The sequence below is a fragment of the Micromonospora zingiberis genome, assembly GCF_004331455.1.
In the GTDB taxonomy this organism is placed as follows: Bacteria; Actinomycetota; Actinomycetes; order Mycobacteriales; family Micromonosporaceae; genus Micromonospora; species Micromonospora zingiberis.
This window is the reverse complement of the sequence record NZ_SJJR01000005.1, coordinates 1-26,220: the sequence shown is the minus strand read 5'-3', so window position 1 is coordinate 26,220 and position 26,220 is coordinate 1. Positions and strand designations below refer to the sequence as shown.

Annotated in this window: 21 protein-coding genes; 13 read left to right on the top strand and 8 right to left on the bottom strand. The window is 73.1% G+C overall.

Features of this window, described 5'->3' with window-relative positions; all coding sequences use genetic code 11:
- Nucleotides 1-218 precede the first annotated feature (218 nt).
- Both erpA and E0H26_RS09595 read right to left on the bottom strand, forming a co-directional pair.
- Nucleotides 219-587, bottom strand: a complete 369-nt coding sequence (gene erpA / locus E0H26_RS09600) for an iron-sulfur cluster insertion protein ErpA (RefSeq protein WP_131303228.1) — start codon at nt 585-587, stop codon at nt 219-221.
- Nucleotides 588-754: 167 nt separating this feature from the next.
- Nucleotides 755-1,894 carry a glycerate kinase family protein gene (locus E0H26_RS09595; protein ID WP_131303227.1) on the bottom strand — a complete coding sequence of 380 codons (1,140 nt, stop codon included), beginning with the start codon at nt 1,892-1,894 and terminating at the stop codon, nt 755-757.
- 68 nt (nt 1,895-1,962) lie between these two features.
- On the opposite strand from E0H26_RS09595, the gene nadA reads away from it, so the two are divergent.
- From nadA to E0H26_RS09580, 3 genes are all read left to right on the top strand, one after another.
- Nucleotides 1,963-3,138: a quinolinate synthase NadA gene (nadA, locus tag E0H26_RS09590; RefSeq protein ID WP_131303226.1), complete on the top strand. Its 1,176-nt coding sequence runs from the start codon at nt 1,963-1,965 to the stop codon at nt 3,136-3,138.
- A gap of 223 nt (nt 3,139-3,361) precedes the next feature.
- Nucleotides 3,362-4,717 carry a UDP-N-acetylglucosamine 1-carboxyvinyltransferase gene (murA, locus tag E0H26_RS09585; RefSeq protein ID WP_131303472.1) on the top strand — a complete coding sequence of 452 codons (1,356 nt, stop codon included), beginning with the start codon at nt 3,362-3,364 and terminating at the stop codon, nt 4,715-4,717.
- 84 nt (nt 4,718-4,801) lie between these two features.
- Complete coding sequence (locus E0H26_RS09580; RefSeq protein ID WP_131303225.1) at nt 4,802-5,407, top strand: DUF3043 domain-containing protein; 606 nt, start codon at nt 4,802-4,804, stop codon at nt 5,405-5,407.
- A gap of 4 nt (nt 5,408-5,411) precedes the next feature.
- On the opposite strand, the gene E0H26_RS09575 is transcribed toward E0H26_RS09580, so the two are convergent.
- Both E0H26_RS09575 and E0H26_RS09570 read right to left on the bottom strand, forming a co-directional pair.
- Nucleotides 5,412-5,720: an AzlD domain-containing protein gene (locus E0H26_RS09575; RefSeq protein ID WP_131303224.1), complete on the bottom strand. Its 309-nt coding sequence runs from the start codon at nt 5,718-5,720 to the stop codon at nt 5,412-5,414.
- The gene (locus E0H26_RS09570) at nt 5,714-6,502 is read right to left on the bottom strand and encodes an AzlC family ABC transporter permease (protein WP_131303223.1); all 789 of its coding nucleotides are present in this window, start codon (nt 6,500-6,502) and stop codon (nt 5,714-5,716) included. The genes E0H26_RS09575 and E0H26_RS09570 overlap by 7 nt, the downstream gene beginning before the upstream one ends.
- 66 nt (nt 6,503-6,568) lie before the next feature.
- Here E0H26_RS09570 and E0H26_RS09565 point away from each other — a divergent pair, with 66 nt between their 5' ends.
- From E0H26_RS09565 to E0H26_RS09555, 3 genes are all read left to right on the top strand, one after another.
- Nucleotides 6,569-7,129 (top strand): helix-turn-helix domain-containing protein, encoded by a 561-nt coding sequence (locus tag E0H26_RS09565; RefSeq protein ID WP_131303222.1) that lies wholly within the window; start codon nt 6,569-6,571, stop codon nt 7,127-7,129.
- A 417-nt stretch (nt 7,130-7,546) separates the two neighbouring features.
- Entirely contained in the window at nt 7,547-12,508 is a 4,962-nt protein-coding gene (locus tag E0H26_RS29800) for a WG repeat-containing protein (protein WP_240742088.1), read from the top strand.
- A gap of 170 nt (nt 12,509-12,678) precedes the next feature.
- Complete coding sequence (locus E0H26_RS09555; protein ID WP_131303221.1) at nt 12,679-13,677, top strand: aldo/keto reductase family protein; 999 nt, start codon at nt 12,679-12,681, stop codon at nt 13,675-13,677.
- 66 nt (nt 13,678-13,743) lie between these two features.
- Here the strand turns inward: E0H26_RS09555 and E0H26_RS09550 are convergent, their stop codons facing one another.
- Nucleotides 13,744-14,532, bottom strand: a complete 789-nt coding sequence (locus E0H26_RS09550) for a site-2 protease family protein (RefSeq protein ID WP_131303220.1) — start codon at nt 14,530-14,532, stop codon at nt 13,744-13,746.
- A complete protein-coding gene (locus E0H26_RS09545) occupies nt 14,532-14,732 on the bottom strand; it encodes a hypothetical protein (RefSeq protein WP_131303219.1) in 201 nt (66 codons plus the stop codon). The genes E0H26_RS09550 and E0H26_RS09545 overlap by 1 nt, the downstream gene beginning before the upstream one ends.
- Nucleotides 14,733-14,899: 167 nt before the next feature.
- Between E0H26_RS09545 and E0H26_RS09540 the strand changes: the two genes are divergently transcribed.
- The 4 genes from E0H26_RS09540 (at nt 14,900) to E0H26_RS09525 (ending at nt 19,193) form a co-directional block, all read left to right on the top strand.
- Entirely contained in the window at nt 14,900-15,106 is a 207-nt protein-coding gene (locus E0H26_RS09540) for a hypothetical protein (protein ID WP_131303218.1), read from the top strand.
- Between the two features lie 72 nt (nt 15,107-15,178).
- A complete protein-coding gene (gene cobU, locus E0H26_RS09535) occupies nt 15,179-17,074 on the top strand; it encodes a bifunctional adenosylcobinamide kinase/adenosylcobinamide-phosphate guanylyltransferase (protein ID WP_131303217.1) in 1,896 nt (631 codons plus the stop codon).
- A complete protein-coding gene (locus E0H26_RS09530) occupies nt 17,064-17,837 on the top strand; it encodes an adenosylcobinamide-GDP ribazoletransferase (RefSeq protein ID WP_131303216.1) in 774 nt (257 codons plus the stop codon). The genes cobU and E0H26_RS09530 overlap by 11 nt, the downstream gene beginning before the upstream one ends.
- A gap of 66 nt (nt 17,838-17,903) precedes the next feature.
- Nucleotides 17,904-19,193 carry a DUF2314 domain-containing protein gene (locus E0H26_RS09525; protein WP_131303215.1) on the top strand — a complete coding sequence of 430 codons (1,290 nt, stop codon included), beginning with the start codon at nt 17,904-17,906 and terminating at the stop codon, nt 19,191-19,193.
- 165 nt (nt 19,194-19,358) lie between these two features.
- Here E0H26_RS09525 and gcvT read toward each other — a convergent pair whose 3' ends face one another.
- Nucleotides 19,359-20,483 (bottom strand): glycine cleavage system aminomethyltransferase GcvT, encoded by a 1,125-nt coding sequence (gcvT, locus tag E0H26_RS09520; RefSeq protein ID WP_131303214.1) that lies wholly within the window; start codon nt 20,481-20,483, stop codon nt 19,359-19,361.
- A 164-nt stretch (nt 20,484-20,647) separates the two neighbouring features.
- Between gcvT and E0H26_RS09515 the strand changes: the two genes are divergently transcribed.
- A complete protein-coding gene (locus E0H26_RS09515) occupies nt 20,648-22,219 on the top strand; it encodes a leucyl aminopeptidase (RefSeq protein ID WP_131303213.1) in 1,572 nt (523 codons plus the stop codon).
- Between the two features lie 75 nt (nt 22,220-22,294).
- On the opposite strand, the gene E0H26_RS09510 is transcribed toward E0H26_RS09515, so the two are convergent.
- Nucleotides 22,295-22,624, bottom strand: coding sequence for a hypothetical protein (locus E0H26_RS09510; RefSeq protein WP_131303212.1), 330 nt, complete (start codon nt 22,622-22,624; stop codon nt 22,295-22,297).
- A 180-nt stretch (nt 22,625-22,804) separates the two neighbouring features.
- Between E0H26_RS09510 and lpdA the strand changes: the two genes are divergently transcribed.
- Together lpdA and sucB are read left to right on the top strand one after the other, a co-directional pair.
- A complete protein-coding gene (gene lpdA / locus E0H26_RS09505; protein WP_131303211.1) occupies nt 22,805-24,196 on the top strand; it encodes a dihydrolipoyl dehydrogenase in 1,392 nt (463 codons plus the stop codon).
- Between the two features lie 74 nt (nt 24,197-24,270).
- Entirely contained in the window at nt 24,271-26,046 is a 1,776-nt protein-coding gene (gene sucB / locus E0H26_RS09500) for a 2-oxoglutarate dehydrogenase, E2 component, dihydrolipoamide succinyltransferase (RefSeq protein WP_131303210.1), read from the top strand.
- Nucleotides 26,047-26,220 lie beyond the last annotated feature (174 nt).

Sequence of the window (26,220 nt, the reverse complement as noted above, 5' to 3'; positions counted from 1 at the left end):
AGCGACCGTCCGCCCGATCTCCCACCCCACCCCACGGCCCCCGACCCCACGGTTGATCAAGAGGTTTGCGCCTCTCCGCCGGGCGTGTCGCGACCCAAACTTCTTGATCAACCCGGGCAGGGCCCGGGGGGCCGGGAGGGGGAGGAGGAGGAGGGGGAGACGGCGGCGGCGGGGGGACGGCCGGGTGGCCGTCCCCCCGCCGTCGGGTGGATCGAGACTCAGCTGAAGGAGTCGCCGCAGGCGCAGGAGCTGCCTGCGTTGGGGTTGTCGATGGTGAAGCCCTGAGCGTCGATCCGGTCGGCGAAGTCGATGGTGGCGCCGGTCAGGTACGGGGCGCTCATCCGGTCGACGACGACCTCGACGCCGTCGTAGTCGGTGACGATGTCACCGTCGAGCGAACGCTCGTCGAAGAAGAGCTGGTATCGCAGGCCGGAGCAGCCGCCCGGCTGCACGGCGACCCGGAGCCGCAGGTCATCGCGGCCTTCCTGCTCGATCAGGGCCTTGACCTTCTGCGCCGCGACGTCGGTGAGGACGACGGACGTGGGGGCCTTGGCCTCGGTCGACTCGGTCTGCGCTGGCGTGGTCACGTGGAAGTCTCCCTGCGCGTGCGGTGTGGTCTGCCCTGGCCAACGTCAGCCGCCGGTCAGCGATTCCCACATTGGTCCAGTTTCCGATTGTAGGCCGCCCGCGGCCCGCTCACCCGCAGGCGTGACCAGCCCGACCGCCGGTACGCCGGCTGGCGCCCGGATGGCGGTCAGCGGCTCCACTGGCGGGCCAGCCGGGCACCCAACGCCCGCAGCCCTTCGCCAGGGCGTTCCAGGGCCGCGGTCAGGCCACCGCGCTCCTCGCCGCCGAAGTGCTCCACCAGGCTGTACGCGTCGGTGACGCCGACCGAGGCCGCCTCCCGTCGTCCGGTGCTCACCTGGCCGGCGAGCACGACGCACGGTACGCCCCGGTCGCGGGCGGCACCGGCGACTCCGGCGACCACCTTGCCGCGGAGCGACTGATGGTCGAACTTCCCCTCGCCGGTGATGACCAGGTCGACGCCGTCGAGCGCGGCGTCCAGTCCGACGGCCCGGCTGACCAGCCCGATCCCCGATTCGCACCGGCCACCGAGCGCCAGCAGGGCGGCGCCGATGCCGCCGGCCGCGCCTGCGCCGGGCAGCGCGCCCAGCCCGCTGGGGCAGCCGGGCAGGTCCCGTTGCAGCACCTCGGCCCAGCGTTGCAGCGCGGCGTCGAGCAGCAGCACGTCGGCCCGGTCGGCGCCCTTCTGCGGCCCGAAGACGTTGCTCGCCCCGTGCAGGCCGAGCAGCGGGTTGTCGACGTCGGTGGCGGCGATCAGTCGGGCGTCGCGCAGCCGGGGTGCGCCGTCGAGCGTGGCCACGGCGGCCAGGGCGGCGCCGCCGTACGGCAGGGCCGACCCGGTGTCGTCCAGCGCGACGGCGCCCAGCGCGGTGAGCATCCCCGCGCCGCCGTCGTTGGTCGCCGAGCCACCCAGCCCGACGACCACCGTCCGGGCGCCGGCCTCGACCGCGGCGGTGATCAGCAGACCCAGCCCGTACGAGGTGGTGGCCTTGGGGTCACGCTCGCCCGCGTCGAGCAGGTGCAGCCCACACGCCTGCGCGCTCTCCAGCCAGGCGGTCGCACCGTCGTCGGTGAGCAGGATCTCACCCGCGACCGGGCGGCCCAGCGGGTCGACCGTGGCCACCGGCACCCGCGACCCGGGTAGCGCCTCGGCGAGCACGTCGAGGAAGCCGGGCCCGCCATCGGCCAGCGGTCTGACCAGCAGGTCGTCGCCGGGTGCGACGTCCCGCCAGCCGTCGGCCACGGCGGCGGCCACCTGAGGGGCCGGCAGCGTGCCGGCGAACTTGTCCGGGCAGAGCAGTACGCGCATGCCTGGCAGTGTGGCAGCCCACACCGGCCGGGGCGGCGTACTGGTCGTGCTGTGGGACCATGGGAGGCGTGACGTCGACCTGGGTTGAGCCCTCCAACACCGCCACTGCGCTGCTGCTTCTCGGCCGCGGCAGCGACCCCGCCACCGAGCGTGGCGTGGAGTGTCCGGGTGACCTGCCGGCGCCGAGCGACCCCGACCTGGTGGCCCGGGCCGCCGCGGCGAAGGCCGCGCTCGGCGACAAGGTCTTCGTGCTGGGCCACCACTACCAGCGCGACGAGGTGATCCAGTTCGCCGACGTGACCGGCGACTCGTTCAAGCTGGCCCGCGAGGCCGCCGCCCGGCCGGACGCGGAGTACATCGTCTTCTGCGGCGTGCACTTCATGGCCGAGAGCGCCGACATCCTCACCACGGACGCGCAGAAGGTGGTCCTGCCGGACCTGGCGGCCGGCTGCTCGATGGCGGACATGGCCGCGCTGCCGCAGGTCGAGAACGCCTGGGACGTGCTCACCGAGCTGGGCATCGCCGAGCAGACCGTCCCGGTGACCTACATGAACTCCTCGGCGGACATCAAGGGCTTCGTCGGGCGCAACGGCGGGGTGGTCTGCACCTCGTCGAACGCGCAGCGGGCCCTGGAGTGGGCGTACCAGCAGGGTGAGAAGGTTCTCTTCCTGCCCGACCAGCACCTGGGCCGGAACACGGCGGTGCTGGAGATGGGCTTCTCGCTGGACGACTGCGTGCTCTACGACCCGCACAAGCCGGGCGGCGGGCTGACGCCCGAGCAGCTCCGCGACGCACGGATGATCCTCTGGCGTGGGCACTGCTCGGTGCACGGGCGGTTCACGCTGGACAGCGTGAACGACGTCCGTGAGCGGGTCCCGGGCGTCAACGTGCTGGTGCACCCGGAGTGCCGGCACGAGGTGGTGAACGCGGCCGACCTGGTGGGCTCGACCGAGTACATCATCCGCACCATCTCCGCCGCCCCCGCCGGTTCGGCGTGGGCGGTCGGCACCGAGCTGAACCTGGTCCGCCGGCTCGCGCTGGCCCACCCGGACAAGCAGATCATGTTCCTCGACCGGGCGGTCTGTTACTGCTCGACGATGAACCGCATCGATCTGCCGCACCTGGTGTGGGCGCTGGAGGAGCTGGTCGCCGGCCGGGTGGTCAACCAGATCACCGTGGACGCCGAGACCGCGCACCACGCCCGGGTGGCGCTGGATCAGATGCTCGCGCTGCCCGGCGCGTAGCCGCAAAGCCGTCACCCTCAGTGACGTCTCTGGTACACGAAAGTGCCGGATCACCGATAAATGCCCTCCAAGGCGGTGTGACCGGATCCATTCTCATCACGGAGGGCTATGCTGCCGGGCGACGAGACACGCGGGCGCGGGCGTTTGGGCGCGACCGCTTCCCGGGTAGCGACCCGTGGTGTCCCTACATCGAAACGGCAGCACGCACGCGCTGGAGGTTGCGTTGACCGACGACGTCCTGGTCGTACACGGAGGCACCCCGCTGCAAGGGCGGATCCGCGTGCGCGGCGCGAAGAACCTGGTCTCCAAGGCGATGGTCGCCGCGCTGCTCGGCGACAGCCCGAGCCGGCTGTTCGACGTGCCGAAGATCCGTGACGTGGAGGTGGTCCGGGGGCTGCTCGGGTTGCACGGCGTCAAGGTCAGCGACGGCGTCGAGGACGGCGAGCTGGTCTTCGACCCGGCGAACGTGGAGAGCGCCAGCACCGACCAGATCAACGTGCACGCCGGTTCCAGCCGGATCCCGATCCTGTTCTGCGGGCCCCTGCTGCACCGCCTCGGGCACGCCTTCATCCCCGACCTGGGCGGCTGCCACATCGGGCCCCGACCGATCGACTTCCACCTCCAGGCCCTGCGGGAGTTCGGCGCCACGGTCGACAAGACCCCCGAAGGGCTGCACCTGTCCGCGCCGAACGGCCTGCACGGCACCAAGTTCGCGCTGCCCTATCCGAGTGTGGGCGCGACCGAGCAGGTGCTGCTCACCGCGGTGATGGCCGAGGGCGTCACCGAGCTGCGCAACGCCGCCGTGGAGCCGGAGATCATCGACCTGATCTGCATCCTGCAGAAGATGGGCGCGATCATCAAGGTGCACACCGACCGGGTGATCGAGATCCAGGGCGTACCGAGGCTGCACGGCTACACGCACCGGCCGATCCCGGACCGGATCGAGGCGGCGAGCTGGGCGGCGGCCGCGCTGGCCACCCGCGGTCACGTGGAGGTGCTCGGCGCCGAGCAGGCCGACATGATGACCTTCCTCAACGTGTTCCGCTCGGTCGGCGGCGAGTACGAGGTGACCGACACCCGTCCCCCTCGCCCGGGACAGCCGGGTCAGGAGGGCGGCATCCGCTTCTGGCACCCGGGTGGCGAGCTTCAGGCCACCGCCCTGGAGACCGACGTGCACCCGGGCTTCATGACCGACTGGCAGCAACCGCTGGTCGTGGCGCTGACCCAGGCCCGGGGCCTGTCGATCGTCCACGAGACGGTCTACGAGCAGCGGCTGGGCTACACCGAGGCGCTCAACACGATGGGCGCGAACATCCAGGTCTACCGGGACTGCCTGGGCGGGACGCCGTGCCGGTTCGGCCGGCGCAACTTCAAGCACTCGGCGGTGATCGCCGGGCCGAGCAAGCTGCACGCCGCCGACCTGGTCATCCCCGACCTGCGGGCCGGTTTCAGCCACCTGATCGCGGCGCTGGCCGCCGAGGGCACCTCCCGGGTGTACGGCGTCGACCTGATCAACCGGGGCTACGAGGACTTCGAGGCCAAGCTCGCCGACCTCGGCGCGCACGTCGAGCGGCCGTAATCCGGGCCACAGCGTGGCCAGCCGCGCACGTGGCCGGTGCACCGCGATGTGCACCGACCACGTGGCGTTGGCTACCCTTGCCGCGTGCCGTCGCTGTTTCGCCGTAAGTCCGCCGACCTCGCCGACCCTGCCTCCGAGCCGCTGACCCCGGCTGAGGAGGAGTTGGACGAGGCCGCCCGTCCGCGTGGCTACACCCCGAGCAAGGGACGGGAGACGCCGAAGCGCCCCAGCAGTGGCCGTCGCCCGCCGGGTGCGACGAAGCCCCTGACCAAGGAGGAGGCGAAGGTCCTGCGACGGGAGCGGCGGGCCGAGGCGGCCGCGGAGTTCCGGCGCGAGGGCGGTCCCCGTGACCGGGGTCCGGAGCGTCTGCTGGCCCGCAACGTGGTCGACTCCCGGCGTACGGTCGGCACCTGGTTCTTCGGTGGCGCGCTGGTCGTGCTGATCGGCTCGAACCAGGCGATGCCCCCGGTGATCCGGCTGGCCTCCAACTTGCTGTGGGGTGCGCTGGCCATCGGTGTGGTGATCGACTCGGTGCTCATCTCGCGCAAGATCAAAAAGCTGGTGCGGGAGCGTTTCCCACAGTCCACCCAGCGGATGGGGTCGCTGTACCTCTACGCGATCATGCGGGCGATCACCTTCCGGAAGTTGCGCACCCCGGAGCCCCGGGTCGCCATCGGCGACCCGGTCTGACCGCTCAGGGCACGCCGAGCAGACGCAGCAACGCCGTACTGGCGGCGGCGCCGACCACCACCAGCACGAACGGCGCCCGTCGCCACGCCAGCAGCACGCCCACCAGCACCCCGGTCGGCCGCGCCCAGCCGGCGAACCCGCCGACCTCGGTCAGCGCCGCGGTCGCCGCCAGGGCCGCCAGCAGGGTCGCCGCACCGACCGGCAGCAGTTGTCGCGCCCACACCGGCAGGTCGAGCCGGTCCCGCAACAGCACCCCGGAAACCCGGAAGGCGTACGTCCCGACGGCCAGCGCCACGATCACCGCGATCAGCACGACTGCTCCTTCCGGCCGACCGGCACCGCCTCGGAGGTCAGCGAGCGGGCTTCGGCGGGCGAATCGGCGGGGCCCGACCCGTCGGTGGCGCCGGTCGGGGTCGCCGACGGCTGCCTGAGCCGGTGTACCGCCAGCAACGCCGGCCCGACCAGGGCCAGCAGCACCGGCAGGCCGGCCGGCAGCAGCGGCGTGGTCAGTACCGCCACCGCCGCGCCGCCCAGGGCCGCCCGCCGGATGTCCCGGTCACGCAGGCTGGGCAGCAGCAGGGCGATCAGGCCGGCCGGGAACGCGGCGTCCAACCCGAGCGCGGCCGGGTCCCCGGCCACCCCGCCGGCCAGCACGCCGAGCCCGGTGCCGACGTTCCAGGCCACGAAAAGCAGGGTGCCGGCGAGCCAGAACGCCCGGCGCCGGGCGTCACCGTCCGGACGGGCGAGCGTGAAGGCGGTCGTCTCGTCGGTCATCAGGTGACTGCCGAGCAGCCGCTGCCACAGCCGGCGGCCGACAGTGTCGCCGAGCGTCAGCCCGAACGGCAGGTGTCGGGCATTGAGCAGCAGCCCGGCCAGCACGGCGGCCACCGGGCTGCCGGCGACCACCAGCCCGACCGCCATGAACTGCGCGCCGCCGGCGTAGACCAGCAGGGACATCGCGATCACGCCCCAGGCGGGCAGCCCTGCGGCGACGGCCACCGCCCCGAACGAGGCACCGACCGCCACTATCGCCGCGCCGATGGCGGCGACGTCGCGGACCATGCCGGCCCCCCATGTTCGTTCTGGCGTACGCATAGTCCATCATGATGAACACGCCTCTTGCGTTCGTCAAATAGAACAACTTGACCGACGGAGCGAACAATGTCCTCGGATCCTTCGCCCCCGCTGGCCACCATCGCCGCCGCCCTGCGCTACGAGCGGCAGCGGGTCGGCATCTCGCTGACCGAGCTCGCCCGCCGGGCCGGCATCGCCAAGTCGACCCTGTCGCAACTCGAAGCGGGACTCGGCAACCCGAGCGTGGAGACGCTGTGGGCGCTCGGCGTGGCGCTCGACGTACCGTTCAGCCGGCTGGTCGAGCCACCGGCCACCACCGTGCGGGTGATCCGGGCCGGCGAGGGTCCGCGAATCCGCTCCGAGCACGCCGACTTCACCGGCACGCTGCTGACCGCCGGCGCCGCGCACGCCCGCCGCGACGTCTACCTGATCGAACTGGAGCCGGGGCGGGTACGCACCGCGGACCCACACACCCCACGCAGCGTCGAGCACCTGGTGGTCGGCGCCGGGCGGCTGCGCTGCGGCCCGGAACACGAACAGGTGGAACTGGGCCCGGGCGACTACGCCACCTTCCCCGGCGACGCGCCGCATCGCTACGAGGCCCTCGAACCGGGCACCTTCGCCGTGCTGGTCATGGAACATCCCTGAGCGACACCAACCCGGCACCGGCAGGCAGCGCGACACGACCGGCGGGACCGGCTTATCGTCGGAAGTCCGATTCCACCATAGGGCTAAATGTCCGGATCAGTAGGATAACGTTTGGGTCCGTCGCGGGTGCCACAGTGGCGGTGACCAAGCCCGCGCGGCTACCCTCCTTCCGCAGCCATTCGGTGCCCGGACAAGCGAGTTTGCCGGTTCCGGACGGGTGCCCAGCGCGACCATTTCCGACGAGGTGACATTCGCCGTGAGCGAGCGGACGCGAGCCGACCACCGGGGCGCGGCCGTGAGCGAGCGGACGCCGGTCCAGGGGTTCCGCATGGCCGGATCCGTACGGCTGGACACCTTCGTCCCCACGCATCCCGCTGCCCACCGGCCACGCCCTGGACGCCGCGACGGGTCCGGCGGATGAGTCGCGGCTACGCCGACCGGTGGCATGATCCCGCCGAACCGTCCTGGGTCGTCGAGCCGACGACCGAATGGCAGCCGCAGTTTCCGGGGCAGCGCTACCCGGGCGACATCGGCATCGACCACCAGCCGCCACCGGCCCGGGGCCGGGCCAGTGCCGTCGGGCGGGCCGAGGTGCCACCCCTGGCACCGACCAGGCCGGACGGCACGTACGTGGGTCGGTCCTGGGACGACGAGCCGGACGGCTGGCCGGGTCGACAGGACGCATTCGAGCAGCGCCAGCCCGACAGCGCCAACGGAGCACGTCCCTACGACCAGGCCCCCTACCCGGGCAACCGGCCGGCGCAGCCCCGGCCGGACGGGCGGTGGTCGCAGCCCGCCGAGCCGGTACGGGGACGCGACGGCGTCACCTGGTCCGACGTGGGTCCACAGGCGATGGGGGCCACCGGCGCGCCGCCGCGCCGCGACCAACGCGACCCTGACCGGTACTCCCCGCACGACCTCGACGGGTACCCGCAACGGGATCCGGATCGCCGGGACCGAGGCGGCTTCGAGCCGCGCGAGCGACGCGGCCCAGACCGGTACTCCCGCCGCGAACCTGACCGGCGCGAACCTGACCGCCGCGAACCCGACCGCCGCGAACCCGACCGGCGCGAGCCCGACCGCCGCGAGGCCGACCGGCGCGAGCCCGACCGCCGCGAACCTGACCGCCGCGAGGCCGACCGGCGCGAGCCCGACCGCCGCGAGGCCGACCGGCGCGAGCCCGACCGCCGCGAACCTGACCGGCGCGAGCCCGACCGGTATTCGCAGCGTGAACCGGAGTGGCGCGACCGCGATGCCGACCGGTACGCCCAACGGCCACGCCGGTCCGAGCCCACCGATCGGGATCAGTATCGGCGTGGCGCTCCGGTCTCCCCAGCTGGTCGGCCGGAGCGCGGTTGGGAATCCGAGCCGGGCGAGGAGGTTCGCCGCCCCGCCGCCCACCGCCCCGCCGAGGATTCCGACCGACGATCCACAGGCGACACCTCGGGGCGCCCCCGCTACCAGTGGAGCAGCCACCCCGGTCAGCCCGCGTACGCCGACGGGCCGAGGGTGGACGGCTACCGGGAGGAGTTCGGCGTCGGCGACCCCGACGCGGCCCCGTACCCCGACGGTTACGTCGACGACGAGCCGGCCCGTGGACCGCGCGACGAGGGGGGTCGCCCCGACTGGTCGCCGGAGCGTGCCCGTACCGAGCCGCCTTCCGGGGATCCGCAGGGGTACGCCGGACCGCCGGGCCGCGACCTGCCCTGGCCGGAGCCGGGCCCGTTGCGCCCGAGCAACGGCCGGGACCACCGGGAGTACCAGCGTCCCGCAGTTCCGGAAACCGGCGACCGACGCGACGACCGGCGACCAGCCGCACGTCACGACCTGCCCGGGTCGGAACGGTTCGTCGACCGTCCGGCCGCGCAGGGGCCGGGTTCCGATCGGCCCGTCTCGCCCGCGCCCGATCGCGATCCGCCGCGCCGTCACCTGTCGGTGGTGCCCGACCAGCCGGTGTCCCCTGCCCCGGAGCAGGATCGACCGGTCTCCCCCGCCGCCGGGCGGGCCCGACCGGTCTCCCCCGCCCCGGAATGGGACCGGTCCGACACCGCCCCGCCACGCCACGACCGGCCTGCGGCATCAGTCCCGGCCCGCGACCGGCCCGACACCCCGGTCCGGGCCCGCGACTGGGCCGACACCGCCGGGCCGGGCCGGGAGCGTCCCGGCGCCGTGCGTTCCGACCAGCACCGGCCCGAGCGTCCCGGGCCGGTTCAGGAGCAGCCGGCCGCCTCCGCAGCGGAGCGGGCAGCGGGCGGCGACACCGTCCGCCCCGCGCCGCTGCACCAGCACGAGGTTCGCCCGGCACCACTGCACGAGCACCAGGTCCGGCCCGCGCCGCTGCAGGATCAACCCGTGGTGGCCACCCCGCCCTCGGTCCCGGCGCCAACGGTCGCGTCCGCACCCCCGGCCGCCGGACCCCCCATCCACCCGCCGGTCTCCGCACCACCCGTCCACCGACCGGTCTCCGCACCACCATCAGTACCGGTGTCGGCACCGCCGGCCCGCCCGCCGGTGTCGGCACCGCCGGCCCGCCCGCCGGTATCGGCACCGCCGATGCAGTCGCCCGTTCCTGGTCCGGCAACGCCAGGACCAACATCCGGGCCGCCGGGCCGGCCCACCGACCAGCCGCCGCGTCGGCACGCTCCGTACACCGACCAGCCGGACCCGCAGGCTCCATACGCCGACCAGCCGGACCGGTCCGCACCGTACGCCGACCAGCCAGACCGGTCCGCACCGTACGCCGACCAGCCAGACCGGCAGGCTCCGTACGCCGACCAGGCGGACCGGTCCGCACCGTACGCCGACCAGGTGGCCCGGTCCGCGAGGTCCACGGATCAGCCGCTGGTCGGCCCACCGCCCGGCCGCTCTGGCGGCGGGCCCGACGTCATGGACGCTCCGGCCGCGCGGGCCGGTTTCCCGGCCGCACCGCCGGTCGGTGGTCAGGGCCCGGCGGCGGTGCCCCCGGCGCCCGCCACCCGGTACGTCCCACCGACTCCGGAGCCGTCCACCCCGGCCCAGGCCGAGCCGCCGTCGAATGGACCGCAGGCGTGGTTCGGCTCAGCCCCTCCCGCCTCCGCCGCCACGCCCGATCGCACCGACGCACCGGTTTTCGACGAGCATCCGGATCGCACCCGGCGCGGCGGGTCGGACAACAACTCCGAGGCCGCGAGCAGCTTCGGGCCGGTGTGGCCGGCAACCGAGCCGGAACCCGCACGGCCTGTCTCGCCAGCACCGTTCGCCGCCGGATCGGTCTCCACCCCACCGCCGGCAGAAGCGCCGCGCCGGGGATCGCCCACCTCGCCGGTTTCCGCCCCGCCGAGCCAGGGCCCCGTGCAGTCGGCACCGTCGCCGAGATCGTCGACGGGGACCGCTCGGCCAAACTCCGTGCCACCGGCCGTCGATCGGCCAGCCACCGCACCACCAACCATCGATCGGCCAGCCTCCGCACCACCGGCCGCCGAACGGCCGATCTCCGGGCCGCCGATGTCCGGACCACCGGCAGCACCGGTTTCCGGGCCGCCGGCCGGCCCGATCCCGGCACCACCGCGACAGGCGCCCGTCTCCGCACCGCCAGCGCCGCCGGTGTCCGCACCGCCCGCAGCACCGATCTCCGCACCGCCGTTCCCGGCAGCACCCGTCTCGGCGCCGCCCGCCTCCACGACACCCGCACCACCGATCACCGCCGCACCGATCTCCGCACCGCCCGCGCCGCCGATCTCCGCACCGCCGTACACGCCGCCGATCTCCGCACCCCCGTACACGCCGGTGTCCGCACCGCCTTACACGCCGGTGTCCGCACCGCCTTACACGCCGGTGTCCGCACCGCCGGTGGCAGCGGCGTCGACCTCCGTGCCCGCGTCCGCACCAACCTCCGCGCCGCCGGCAACCGCAGCACCGATCTCCGCACCCCCGGCCGCGCCGGAACTCGGGGCACCGGTCACGACAGCGCCCACCACCACCTCGCCGGAGTCACCGGTGTCGGCGCCGCCGGTATCCGCGCCACCCGCGGACGACGTGCAGGCGGCCGACGATGCGCAGGCGGCGGACCCGGCGGCGGACGAGGAGCCGGAACCGGAGCCGCCGGCCGACCCGGAACAGGTGTTGGCCAGCTACCGGTGGCGCCTGGAACCGGAGACGCTGCGGGAGGTCGTGGACGACCCGGAGGAGCTACGGGCGGTCCGGGATCGGCTCACCGACAAGCTCGCCTCGGCCCTCGACAACCGGTCCCGGGCGCGGCTGTTGAGCCTGCGGGCGGTGGCCTCGCGGGTGCTCGGCGACCTCGACGAGGCGCTGGACGACGGTCGGATGGCGCTGACCTACGCCGAGGCGACCGGCGAACTGCGCCGCGCCGCGTTGGCCCAGGCGCGGTTGGCGCACGTGCTGCGCTGGCGAGGGGAATTCGCCGAGGCCGATCGGCTGTTCGCGGAGGCGAACTCGGCGGAGCTGCCGGACCGGTTGCGCGCCGCCCTGCACGAGCATGCCGCCCGCTGCTGCTACGACCAGGGCCGGCTGATGGAGGCGTGCCATCACTTCGAACGGGCCCTCGACCTGCGCGGCGAGGGTGACGCCGAGTTGCTCGCCCGGGTCCGGATCGGGCTGGACGCGGTGGCGGCACGGGCCGCGGAGCGGGGCTTCGGGCCGTACCCCCGTGGTTGGGACGAGGTGTTGGACCGGGACCGGGCCCCGGTGCCCGCCCGCGACGGTGGTCAGGGCCTGTGGGGTTACGCGGACGCCGACGGTGACATGGTCGTGCCGGCGCGGTACGTCGAGGCGCAGCCGTTCCGGGACGGGCTGGCCTGGGTCCGTGGCTCGGAGGCGGACCGCTGGTCGTTGATCGACCTGACCGGCAAGGTGGTGATCGCAGCGACCTACCTCGCCGCCCGGCCGTACTCCGACGGCCTGGCCTGGGTGGTACGCGACGAGAGCGGCTGGCTGGCCATCGACGCGAGTGGTGAGGTGGTCGTGCCGCCCGGCTTCGCCGACGTGCGTCCCTTCCACAAGGGAGTGGCGGCGGTACGCCGGGAGGGCTGGGGGGCCGTCGACCGGACCGGCCGGATCGTGGTGCCGACCCGCTACCACGGCTTCCACACCACTCTCGCCGACGGCCGGTACGTCGACGGCTTCACCGACGAGGGGTTGGCCGTGGTCGACCTGGCCGGGCGCAAGGGTGTGGTGGACCGGACCGGCCAGGTGCTCGTCGCGCCGGCACATCCGGTGCTGCTCATCCACCCGGTGGCCTTCCTGGCGACCAACGGTGGTGGGCGGTGGGGTGCGCTCGACCGGCGGGGCGGGCCGCTGATCGATCCGGTGTTCCACCACCCGGACGAGGTCGTCGCGGAGATCGAGGCGTTGCTCACCGACGCCACCCCGGTGCTCTGACGCGGGAGCGGTGCGCTGACGCGGGACCGGTGCCCCGACGCGGGCGCGGTGCGCTGACGCCCCGGACCAGGGCCGGCATTCCATCATGATTCGGTGCACTGGCCGCCCGCCCACCCGATCCGGCTCGATCAACTCGGCGGCGTGGGACAGGGGCGCACTAGGCTCGGGGTATGGAATTCCGACACCTGGGCCGTTCCGGCCTGATGGTCAGCGAGATCTCGTACGGCAACTGGATCACCCATGGCTCGCAGGTCGAGGAGGATGCGGCGTTCGCCTGCGTCCGAGCCGCCCTGGACGCCGGCATCACCACCTTCGACACCGCCGACGTGTACGCCGGCACCCGGGCCGAGGAGGTCCTCGGCCGGGCGCTGGAGGGCGAACGGCGCGAGGGCCTGGAGATCTTCACCAAGGTGTACTGGCCCACCGGCCCGGGTCGCAACGACCGGGGCCTGTCCCGCAAGCACATCATGGAGTCGATCAACGGTTCGCTGCGCCGGCTGCGCACCGACTACGTGGACCTCTACCAGGCCCACCGGTACGACTACAGCACGCCGCTGGAGGAGACGATGGAGGCGTTCGCCGACGTCGTGCACTCCGGCAAGGCGCACTACATCGGTGTCTCCGAGTGGAAGGCGTCGCAGATCCGCGAGGCCCACGCGCTGGCCCGGGAACTGCGCATCCCGCTGGTCTCCAGCCAGCCGCAGTACTCGATGCTCTGGCGGGTCATCGAGAGCGAGGTCGTCCCCACCAGTGAGGAACTGGGCATCGGGCAGATCGTCTGGTCGCCGATGGCGCAGGGCGTGCTGACCGGCAAGTACCTCCCCGGTCAGCCGCCGCCGGCCGGTTCCCGGGCCACCGACGAGAAGTCCGGGGCGGGCTTCATCGCCAAGTGGCTCACCGACGACGTGCTGACCCGCGTCCAGCAGCTGCGCCCGCTGGCCGACCAGGCGGGGCTGACCATGGGTCAGCTGGCGATCGCCTGGGTGCTGCAGAACCCGAACGTCTCGTCGGCCATCATCGGCGCGTCCCGCCCCGAGCAGGTGTACGACAACGTCAAGGCGGCGGGCGTCAAGCTCGACGCCGCCCTGCTCAAGGCGATCGACGAGATCGTCGACCCGGTGACCGAACGGGACCCGGCCCGCACCGAGTCGCCGGCCGAGCGGCCCTGATCCGATCCGGGCCGGCCGGCACGTGGTGCTGGCCGGCCCGGTCACGTCCCGGCGCTCGCCGTCGGCTCAGCTCCAGAAGCGGACCAGTTCCAGGCCGGTGGCGTAGAGCCACGGCGGCAGGCCGAGGAAATCGGCGACCACGAAGACCGCCGAGAAGAACCAGCCACCGATGCGCGGGTTCCACAGCAGGGCGAAGAGCAGGATGAAGCCGTACGGGGCGAACAGGTCGTACATCCGCCGCCACTGCGAGTTGAGCCACGGCTGGATCATGTTGCCGCCGTCCAGCCCGGGTACCGGCAGCAGGTTGAGCACACTCGCGGTGAGTTGGAGGAAGCCGAGCAGGGCCACCGCGGCCCAGAACTCGACCGGGCCGCCGCCCGGCGCGCCGAGCCGCAGCACCACCACCAGCACCAGGGCGAACAGCACGTTGGTGGCCGGGCCGGCGAGGCTGACCAGGGTGTGTCGCAACCGCCCGGGAATCACGTGCCGGTCCACCCAGACCGCGCCGCCCGGCAGACCGATGCCGCCAAGCAGCACCACCACCACCGGCAACACGATCGACAGCAGCGGGTGGGTGTACTTCAGCGGATTCAACGTCAGGTAGCCGCGATGGGCCACCCCCCGGTCGCCGAACCGGTACGCCACCACCGCGTGCGCGTACTCGTGCAGACAGAGCGAAACCACCCAGCCGGAGACGACGAACCCGAAGACGGCGAGCCGGACGTTGCCGATGCCGTGCCAGGCCAGCACGCCGCAGGTGACCAGCAGTGCGACCAGGGCGAGGAAGATCGGGCTGGGTCGGAAGGCCGCCCGGGGCACCCCGAGCACCAACGGCTCGGCGTCCCGGGGAGTCATCACTCGGCCACTGGCAGCAGGCTCATCCGGTATTCCACCCGATCGTCCTCGACGAGCGCGACCGAGGTGACGCCGGACGCCGCGAGCTCGCGCCAGGTCTGGCCGATCCAGGACTCGGCGTCTGCCTGGCTGCTGAACGACTCGGCCGGTCCGTCGACCGACTCGCCGTTCGCGCCCTCGTACCGCCAGCTCCACGCCATGTGCGCGTCTCCCCTCGCCGCTGATGTCCCGTGGGACGGACCCTCGCCAGCGTAGTCGTCCGCCGGTGCGCCGGCCTGGCCACGGGCGCCGATCGGGTGGTGGTACGAGGTTCACCAGCGCACCGCCGGGTAACTCGTCCTGAAACGGGATCTGGACAGGAGGGGCGATGACCAAGCCGATACCGGAGATGGACACGGCGGAACTGCGCGACATCGCGGTACGCGGAGGCATCGAGGGGGCACGCGAGATGGACCGGGAGGAACTCATCGACGCTCTCGTCGCACGCCCCGGCGAGGGTGCCTGGCAGCAGGACCCCAAGCCCGCCGACGTCAACCCGAACGACTACTTCTACCAAGCCCCGGACGGGCGGTGACCGACGCCGGGCGTCGGGCTGCCCGGTGAACCTGCGGTGCCCGTCCGGGCCCGCTGGTCGTAAGGTACGAACATGTCCCTCGACGGGTGGAACAGGGTCCTGGTGCTGGGCGGCATCCGCTCCGGCAAGTCGGAGTTCGCCGAATCGCTGGTGGCCGACGCCGCCACGGTTCGGTACGTGGCCACGGCCGCGAGCGCGGACGACGACGCGGAGTGGGCGGCCCGGCTCGCCGCGCACCGCGCACGCCGGCCGGTCAGCTGGAGCACGGAGGAGACCGCGAGCGAGCCGCGCCGGCTCGCCGACGTGATCGCTGCCGCCCGGCCGGACGAGACGCTGCTCGTCGACGACCTCGGCGGCTGGGTCACGGTGCTCCTCGATCCCGCTCACCAGCCGGCCGACGACACCGCCACGATCGACGAGCTGGTCACCGCCGTGCACGGCTGTGCGGCCCGGCTGGTGCTGGTCAGCCCCGAGGTCGGGCTCTCACTGGTGCCGGCGACGCCGCTGGGCCGGGCGTTCACCGACGCACTGGGCGTGGTCAACCGGGCCGTGGCGGACGTCTGCGACAGGGTTGTCCTGGTGGTCGCCGGCCAGCCGGCCCAGCTGAAGCCGGCCGCCGCGCCGGCTTCGACGTCCGGCCCGCGCCCCACCGCCAACGCAGTCGCCGCGGCCGGCACGACGGTGCCCGCGCAGGCCGGCCCGACGGTCGTCGACGGCGGTGTCCCCGCGCCGGCCGCCTCCCCGCCGGTGACGACGCCGGAGGTGCCGGTCGGGTCGGCGTCCGCCGGTGGCGACGTCAACGGCTGGACCGCACCCACCATGAGCCTGCCGGTGGCCGCCAGCGGACTGGTCATCCAGCCCGGCATGGAACTGCCGATGCCCGACGAGTACACCGGCCCGCAGTCGGTGGACCGGCTGGCCACCCTGGACGTACCCGGCATCGGCTTCGGTGTCCTGGAAAAGGTGGTCTCGTTCGCCGCCGCCACCCAGGGCACCCCGACCCCGGCGCCCTGGCGGTCGGTACGGGTCCTGCTGCTGCACGGCGATCACGAGGGCGGTGCCGCCGCGGGCACCCGGCCCGGCGAGTCCGCCCGCCGCGCCGACCAGGCCCGCGCCGGTCAGGGCGTACTCGCCCGACTGGCCGCCGAGGGCGGAGCGAGTCTCCAGGTGATCGAGGCGCCGACCGCGGCGCCGATCGAACACGGCCCGGCGCTCACCGTCGAGCAGGTAGAGGCGGCGCTGCGCTACGGCTGGCGGCTGGCCGAGGAGGCCGTGGACGCGGGCGTACAACTGCTGGTGCTGGCGGCGTGCGGCGCCGGCACCGAGGCCGCGGCGGCTGCCGTGCTCGCGGCGACCGCCGGGGCCGAACCACCCGCGGTGCTCGGCCGGGTGGTCACCGAGGACGGTGAGTTCGACGACGCGGCCTGGATGCAGCGCTGCGCGGCGATCCGGGACGCGCTGCACCGCATCCGACGCTCCTCCCGCGACGCCAAGGACGTGCTGGCGCAACTCGGCGGCGGGGACATCGCCCTGGCCACCGGCATCCTGCTGGGCGCCACCGCGCGCCGGACCCCGGTGCTGCTCGACGGCCCGGTCGGGGTGGCCGCAGGGCTGGTCAGCCGGGATCTCGCCGGCCAGGCGCGGCACTGGTGCCTGTTGGCCGACCACGGCGGGCACCCCGCCGTCCGGCTCGCCGCCGACGTGCTCGGCCTGGACCCGCTGGTCGAGCTGAAGCTGGACCTCGGCGAGGGGGCGAACGCGCTGACCGTGCTGCCGTTGCTGCGTTCGGTGCTGACGCTGGCCGCCGCGCTACCGGCCCGCCCGGACCGCGACAAGACCGACGAGACGCCGGAAGCGCCGGTCGAGGAGGACGAGCCCGACTTCCGCGAACCCGAGCCCGACGGCCCCGGACCGACCAGCACGGAACCGGCACAGCCGGCGGAGAACTCCGGCTCGCGTGCCGGCTGATCTCCGGCTCGCTGCCGGGGCGAGGCTGGCCCTGACCACCTTCACCGTCGCGCCGGTACCCACCGGCCGCGTCGACCGGGCCACCGCCGGTACGGCGATGGCGCTCGCCCCGGCGGTCGGTGCACTGCTCGCCGTACCGACCGCCGGCGTACTGCTGCTGCTCGGCTCGTTCACCGCGCCGCTGGTCGCCGCCGCCGTGGCCGTCGCGGTGAGCGCCCTGCTCACCCGGGGTCTGCATCTGGACGGGCTGGCCGACACCGTGGACGCGCTGGGGTCGTACCGGCGGGGACCGGCCGCGTTGGAGATCATGAAGAAGCCGGACGTCGGGCCGTTCGGCGTGGTCGCGCTGGTGCTCGTCCTGCTGGTGCAGGCGGCGGCGTTGGCCGAGCTGGCCGGCGGGCCGGGTCCGGCCGTACTCGCGGCGATCGTCACCGCCACCGCAGCCGGTCGGCTCGGGGTGACGCTGGCCTGCCGGCGGGGTGTTCCGGCGGCCCGACCGGACGGGCTCGGCGCGCTGGTGGCCGGCACCGTCGGCCCGGTCGCCCTGGCCGCCGGCATCGTGGCGGTCACCCTGCTGGCGGTGGTGGCGGTACCGGGCCGCCCCTGGCAGGGGCCGCTGGCCGTGCTCGCCGCCCTCGCCGTCGTGGCCACGCTGGTGCGACACGTGGTACGCCGACTCGGCGGGATCACCGGCGACGTACTCGGCGCCTGCGTCGAACTGGTCACCACGCTGGTCTACCTGGGACTGGTGCTGTCCGGCTGAGCTGGGCCGGCACCGGCGGGTAGCGTTCTCCCACGACAGCACCGGCGCGGCCTCCCGGGGGACCTCATGCTCATCACCGACGACTTCCTGCCCGTTCCGGTCCCCGAGTCGCTCAGCGCGACGTACCTGGTGCCGACGGCGGGACTGCCGGCGGTGAGCGCCCGGACCGCGGTGCGTGGCCTGGTCGGTCGGCTGGCCGAGCCGGTGCACGGGCTGGCCAAGCAGATGCTCGACAGTCCGCTGATGAGCGTCGACGTACGCCCGATCGGCGAGTTTCCCGAGCTGCCGCCGGACCTGCTCACGGCGTTCGGCGCGAGTGCGGCGCAGCTGGATCGGCTGGCCACCGCCAGCCACCTGGTGGTGGTGCAGGCCGAGTACCGGCCGGGCTGGCCACCGGCGCACGAGTGGGCGGCCCGGGCGGTGGCCGCGGCGGTCGCCGAGGCGGTCGGCAGCGACGTGGTGGACGTGTTCGGGTTGCAGTTCCTGGACCCGGCGACGGCGCTGCGGTCGCTGCCCGACGCCCGGGGCCGGGTCCGGCTCGTCGACTGGGTCCTGGTGCCGTACTCGTCGGACGCCGAAGGGCTGTGGTTCACCACCAAGGGGCTGCGCCGTTTCGGTCTGCTGGAGTTGCAGACGCAGGGGGTGCCGGATCACCTGACCCGGGCCTGGGGTGCGGTGATGACCGGTGCCGCCCGCCGGCTGCTGCGGGACTGGACCGACGGGCTGGCCGGCGAGGAGGTGCCGGCGTTCGTACAGTTGCCGGTGCTGGCGACGGTGACCGGGCACGACATCGCGGTGGCGTACGGCAACCCGGAGCAGCACGGCGCGACCGCGCCGGTGCTGCTACGGCTGGAACTCGACCCGGCCACCGACCCGGACGCCGACTCGTTCCTCAGCCTGCGCCCGCCGGCCGGGCACCCCGGTCCGGCCGGACGCTACTTCGCCGCCGCCTGCGCCACCCTCTTCTCCGGCATCCAGCCCGACGTGCGTTACGCCCGACCGGGTGACGCGATGAGCCGGGCGATCGCCACCGCCCGCGCCAGCCTGGGCGACATCCGGGCCCGGTTCCGCGCCGACGCGCTACCGCCGGAGACCCAACTGGTGGTCAAGTACGGGTTGCCCGGCGACGACGGCCCCGAGTACGTCTGGGCCAGCGTGACCTCGTGGGACACCCCGGAGCGGGTGGTCGGCGCCAGCGCCAGCGACGCCAACACCGACCCCACCGTACGCATCGGCTCACCCGTGGTGATCGAAGCCACCGACATCGTCGACTGGGCCCTACTCGACCCCACCGGCGTCATCGAAGGCGGCTGGACCCAAGCCGTCCTGGACGCCGGCGAACCCCCCACCCCCTAACCCACCCCCACCCACCTGACCCCGCCCCTGCCCCCGCACCTGCCCCGCCTCGTTGATCAAGAGGTTTGCGTCTCGAACGGCGCCGTTCGAGACGCAAACCTCTTGATCAACCGCGCGGGGGGCGGGCGGCGCGGGGTGGGGGGTGGGGGGGGTGGGGGGGGTGGGTTATTTGACGGAGGGGTGGACGAAGGGGGGGCGGGTGAGGCGGACGGGGAGGCGGCGGTTGCGGACGTCCACCTGGAGTTCGTGGCCGTCGGGGAGTGCGGGGGTGGTGTCGATCAGTGCGAGGGCGATGCCCTGCTTGTTGGTGGGGCTGAAGGTGCCGCTGGTGACCGTGCCGACGCGGGTGTCGCCGTCGTAGACGGCCATGCCGGGGCGGGGGATGGCCCGGTCGACGGCGGTCAGACCGCGCAGCGTACGCGCCGGGCCGGTGGCCTTCTCCGCGAGCAGCGCGGTACGGCCCCAGAAGGCCGGCTTGTCCCAGCCGACCGCCCAACCCGCGCGGGCCTGCACCGGGGTGATCTCCAGCGACAGGTCCTGCCCGTGCAGCGGGTACCCCATCTCGGTGCGCAGCGTGTCCCGGGCGGCCAGCCCGCACGCCTGCGGGGCCGGCTCGGCGGCGAACAGCGCGTCCCAGACCGCGACCGCGTCGCCGGCCGGGACCACCAGTTCGTAGCCACGCTCACCGGTGTAGCCGGTCCGGCACACGGTCAACTCGACGCCGTCGAGGGTGGCGGGCGAGAAGCTCATGTACTCGTGCCCGGTGGGCAGTCCCAGGGCGTCCAGCAGGTCGGTCGAGCGCGGGCCCTGCACCGCCAGGACGGCGTACGCCTCGTGCTCGTCGGTGACCGTGACCTGCGGCGGCGCGGCGGCGCGCAGCCGACGCACCACCTCGGCGGTGTTCGCGGCGTTCGGGATCAGGAAGACGTGGTCGTCGGCGTACAGGTAGGCGATGATGTCGTCCACCACGCCGCCGGTGGCGTCGTCGCAGCAGAGGGTGTACTGCGCCCGGCCCGGCCCGATCCGGCCCAGGTCGTTGCTGAGGCAGGCGTTGACGAACTCCGCCGCCCCCGGGCCGGTCACCCGCGCCTTGCCCAGATGCGACACGTCGAACACGCCGACGTCGGTGCGGACCGCGTTGTGTTCCCGGATCACCCCGCCACCGGCGTACTCCAGCGGCATCTCCCAGCCACCGAACGGGGCGAACTTGGCGCCGAGCGCGGTGTGCCGCTCAGCCAGCGGGGAACGACGCAGCCGGGTCGCGGCGGCGTCGGTGGTCACGTCGGTCATGGGTCGCAACTTACCGGGACCCGCCGGTCTGGTTAGCATCGGCGGGACCCCCCGGGATGAACCGGCGGGGCAGCATCAACGTCCGGCGGGTAAACCATCCGCCGCCAACTCCACCGCCGGTACGCCACCACGCGACCGGCCCGGCCTGCCCGGGAGCAGCTTCCGTGACATCGCCCAGCACCACCCTGAGCCTGGTCGACACCGACCCCGCCGAACTCGCCGTCGACGCGATCGTGATCGGCGTGCACAGCACGACCGGCGACCAGGACGCCACCAGCGGCCTCACCGGCACCCTGCTGCTCGCCAGCGGCGCGGAGAGCATCGCCGCCGCCTTCGACGGCAAGTTGACCGAGACGCTCGCGCTGCTCGGCACCACCGGCGGGCCGGGCGAGGTGATCAAGTTGGCGACCCTGGGCACCATCACCGCCCCGGTGATCGCCGCGGTCGGCCTCGGCCCGGAACCGAGCGGTGCGGCGCCCGACCCGGAGACCCTGCGTCGGGCCGCGGGGGCCGCCGTACGGTCGCTGGCCGGCTCGGCCCGGGTGGCGCTCGCCCTGCCGCTGCCCGACGACGCCGACGCCTGCGCCGCGCTGCGTGCCGTGGCCGAGGGAGCACAGTTGGGCGGGTACCGGTTCGCCGGTTACAAGACCCGGCCGCAGCCGACCCGGCGCGAGCCGGTGGCCGAGGTGCTGATCGCCGTACCGGACGCCGCGGACGCCGGGGCCCAGGCCGAGGTGACCCGGGCCGCCGCGGTGACCGCCGCGGTGCGGATCACCCGCGACTGGGTCAACATCGCCCCGAACGAGCAGCGGCCGCCGGTCTTCGCCGACGCCGTCGCCGAGGCCGCCCGGGCGGCCGGCCTCGGCGTGGAGGTGCTCGACGAGGTCGCGCTCCGCGAGGGCGGCTACGGCGGCATCATCGCCGTCGGGCAGGGCTCGGAGGCCCCGCCGCGCCTGGTGAAGCTCACCTACACCCCCGACGGTGGCGGCACCGGCAAGCGGGTGGCGCTGGTCGGCAAGGGCATCACCTTCGACACCGGCGGCATCTCGATCAAGCCGGCCCAGGGCATGTGGGAGATGAAGTCCGACATGGCCGGCGCGGCGGCGGTGGCCGCGACGATGTTGGCGGTGGCGCAGCTGAAGCCGTCGGTGGCGGTGACCGGGTACCTGCCGATCGCGGAGAACATGCCGTCGGGCACCTCGTACCGGCCGGGCGACGTGATCACCATGTTCAACGGCAAGAAGGTGGAGGTGCTCAACACCGACGCCGAGGGCCGCATGATCCTCGGTGACGCGATGGCGCGGGCCTGCGCGGACGGCACCGACTACCTCTTCGAGACCTCCACCCTGACCGGCGGGCAGGTGGTCGCGCTGGGCAAGCGGATCTCCGGCGTGATGGGCACCGCCGAGCTGTGCGAGCGGGTCCGTACGGCCGGCGACGCGGTCGGCGAGCCGGCCTGGCCGATGCCGCTGCCGGACGACGTACGCAAGGGCATGAACTCCGAGGTGGCCGACATCTCGCAGGTCAACGCGGGCATGGAGCGGGCCGGGCACATGTTGCAGGGCGGGGTGTTCCTGAGCGAGTTCGTCACCGACGAGGTCGCCTGGGCGCACATCGACATCGCCGGTCCGGCGTACCACGCGGGTGAGGCGACCGGCTACTGGACCAAGGGCGGCACGGGCGTACCGGTGCGTACCCTGCTGCACCTGATCGACGACGTGGCCGCCAACGGCTGACGGGCAAGGAAGGGCCCCCTGTTAACGCCTCGCGTATAGCAGGGGGCCCTTTTTAACGCGTCTGCCCGCGCGCACTCAGTACAACTCCGGGCGGCGCTTTCGGCGCTCGTTGTAGTCGCGCATCCGCTGCGGATAGCCCATCAGTGCCACGTCGTAGATCGGGATGCTCAGCCGGTACGCGAAGCGCCGCGCACCGTCCGGCCCGTCGATGCGCCGCCGCGTCCACTCGCCGTCGTCGGCGATCAGGATCACCGTGGTCTCGGTGACCGTGGTACGCGGCTCGATGAACGCCTCGACCCCCTTACGGCTCCGGACAAAGTTCTCAAGGTGCTCCAGATTGGCGCGATTGGCCGTACGGTCAGGTTCGGCCGCGCGTGCCCGCTTGCGTCGCCGGAACAGTCCCACTGAGCCGTCTCCCCACCTGTGGCGTCATCGAAGGCAGTGCCAAGGGTACGTGGCGACAACGTGTCGTTGGGCACCTCGGTACGCGGCTGCGGCGCGGTGGTGACAAGATGGCCGAGGTGGGGTGTGTCCCTGTTACCCCGCCGTGACCCCCGATGCAGCGAAGCGACCTGGGAGTTGGACGTGAGCGAGCCGAACGACGCAACCTTCGACATCGTCATCCTCGGAGGTGGTAGCGGCGGTTACGCCACCGCCCTGCGCGCCGTGCAGTTGGGACTGACGGTCGCGCTGGTCGAGAAGGCCAAGCTCGGCGGCACCTGCCTGCACAACGGCTGCATCCCGACCAAGGCGCTGCTGCACGCCGCCGAGATCGCCGACCAGACCCGCGAGTCCGAGCAGTTCGGCGTCAAGGCCGAACTGGTCGGCATCGACATGGCCGCGGTGAACTCCTACAAGGACGGCGTGATCGCTCGGCTCTACAAGGGCCTGCAGGGCATGCTCAAGAGCAACAAGTCGATCACCATCGTCGAGGGGCACGGCAAGCTGGTCGCGCCGAACGCGGTCGAGGTCGACGGCAAGCGGTACACCGGCCGCAACGTCGTGCTGGCCTCCGGGTCGTACGCCAAGAGCCTGCCGGGCCTGGAGGTGGACGGCGAGCGGGTGATCACCAGCGACCACGCCCTGGTCCTGGACCGGGTCCCCAGCTCCGCGATCGTGCTCGGCGGCGGCGTGATCGGCGTCGAGTTCGCCAGCGTGTGGAAGTCCTTCGGGGTGGACGTGACCATCATCGAGGCACTGCCCCGGCTGGTCGCCGCCGAGGACGAGGAGTCGTCGAAGGCGCTGGAGCGGGCGTTCCGCAAGCGGAAGATCAACTTCAAGGTCGGCAAGCCGTTCGAGAAGGTCGAGAAGACCGAGAACGGCGTCAAGGTGACCATCGCCGGCGGCGAGACCGTCGAGGCCGAGCTGCTGCTGGTCGCCGTCGGCCGGGGCCCGAACACCGCCAACCTCGGGTACGAGGAGCAGGGCGTCAAGACCGACCGCGGCTACGTGCTGACCGACGAGCGGCTGCGCACCAACGTGCCGAACGTGTACGCGGTCGGCGACATCGTGCCCGGCCTCCAGCTCGCCCACCGCGGCTTCCAGCAGGGCATCTTCGTCGCCGAGGAGATCGCCGGCCAGAACCCGGCGGTGATCGACGAGGCGGGCATCCCCCGGGTCACCTACTGCGACCCGGAGCTGGCCTCGGTCGGCCTGACCGAAGCCAAGGCCAAGGAGCAGTACGGCGCCGACAAGATCAAGACTTACAACTACAACCTCGGCGGCAACGGCAAGAGCCAGATCCTCAAGACGGCCGGCTTCGTGAAGCTGGTCCGGGTCGAGGACGGGCCGGTGGTCGGCGTGCACATGATCGGTGCCCGGGTTGGCGAGTTGGTCGGCGAGGCGCAGCTGATCTACAACTGGGAGGCGTACCCGGGCGAGGTGGCGCAGCTGGTGCACGCCCACCCGACGCAGAACGAGGCGCTGGGCGAGGCGCACCTGGCCCTCGCCGGCAAGCCGCTGCACGCGCACGCCTGATCCACGACGTAACCCGCGGCGTCCGGCGACGGGCGATGATCCCCCCACCAGGGAAATGAAGGAGTCTGGAGAACATGCCGGTATCGGTCACCATGCCCCGGCTCGGCGAGAGCGTCACCGAGGGCACCGTCACGCGCTGGCTCAAGCAGGAGGGTGAGACCGTCGAGGTCGACGAGCCCCTGCTCGAAGTTTCCACCGACAAGGTCGACACCGAGATCCCGTCCCCCGCGGCCGGCGTGCTGACCCGGATCGTGGTGGGCGAGGACGAGACGGCCGAGGTCGGCAGCGAGTTGGCGGTGATCTCCGGCGAGGGCGAGTCGGCCGGCGGCGGAGCCGCCCCGCAGGAGGCTCCCGCCGAGCAGGCCGCCGAGGCGGCCGAGGAGCCGCAGGCCGAGGCGGAGCAGCCGGCCGTCGAGGAGCCCGCCGAGCAGCCGGCACAGGCCGCGGCGCCGTCGGGCGAGGGCACCCCGGTGCAGATGCCGGCGCTGGGCGAGAGCGTCACCGAGGGTACGGTCACCCGCTGGCTCAAGCAGGTCGGCGAGACCGTCGAGGTGGACGAGCCGCTGCTGGAGGTCTCCACCGACAAGGTCGACACCGAGATCCCCTCGCCGGTCGCCGGCACCCTCCTGGAGATCAAGGTCGCCGAGGACGAGACCGCCGAGGTGGGCGCCACCCTGGCCGTGGTCGGTGCCGCCGGAGGTGCCCCCGAGGCCAAGCCGGAGCCGAAGCCCGAGCCGAAGGCGGAGGCCAAGCCCGAGCCGCAGGTGTCCGAGCCGACGCCGGGCATGTCGTACAACGAGCCGGCCGCGGAGGCCGAGACCGCGCCGGAGCCGGCCAAGGCCGAGCAGGCCGCCACTCCCCCGGCCCCGACCCCGCAGCCGGCCGCACCCAGCGGCAACGGCGAGGCGGCCGGTTACGTGACCCCGCTGGTGCGCAAACTGGCCGGTGAACACGGCGTGGACCTCGCCTCGGTCAACGGCACCGGCGTCGGTGGCCGGATCCGCAAGCAGGACGTAATCGACGCGGCGGCGAAGGCCCGCGCCGCCAAGGCCGCGCCTGCCCCGGCGCCGACCCAGCCGGCCGCGACGACCAAGGCCCAGCCGGCCGCCAAGCCGCAGCCGAGCGCCAAGCGTGGCACCACCGAGAAGCTGACCCGCATCCGCGCGGCCATCGCCAAGCGGATGCTGTCGTCGCTGCACGAGACGGCGCAGCTGACCACGGTGGTCGAGGTGGACGTCACCAAGATTGCCAAGCTGCGGGCGCAGGCGAAGGACTCGTTCCTCCAGCGGCACGGCGTCAAGCTGTCGTTCCTGCCGTTCTTCGCCCTGGCGGCGATCGAGGCGCTCCAGACGTACCCGATCGTCAACGCCAGCATGGACCTCGATGCCGGCACGATCACCTACCCGGACGCCGAGAACCTCGGCATCGCCGTCGACACCGAGCGCGGCCTGCTGGTGCCGGTCATCCACAACGCCGGTGACCTCAACCTGGGCGGCATCGCCAAGCGCGTCGCCGACCTGGCCGAGCGCACCCGGACCAACAAGATCAGCCCGGACGAGATCGCCGGCGCGACCTTCACGCTGACCAACACCGGCAGCCGGGGTGCCCTGTTCGACACCCCGATCGTGCCGTCGCCGCAGTCGGCGATGCTCGGCACGGGTGCCGTGGTCAAGCGCCCGGTCGTGGTCAACGACCCGGAGCTGGGCGAGGTCATCGCGGTCCGGTCGATGGTCTACCTGGCCCTGTCGTACGACCACCGCATCATCGACGGCGCCGACGCGGCCCGCTTCCTGAGCGCGGTCAAGGACCGCCTGGAGGCCGGCAACTTCGAGCCCGAACTGGGCCTGTAACCTCCCAACACCGAAAGGGCGCCCCGGTCACCGACCGGGGCGCCCTTCTCGTGTTTTGACCATCGTGGGGATTTGTGGTGGTCGAGGTCTAGCGGAACAGGGAGAACCCTGTCCATGATCTGAGTTCTCACACAAAGATCATCAATGGGCAGGGTTCTCGATGAGGAGAGTAAC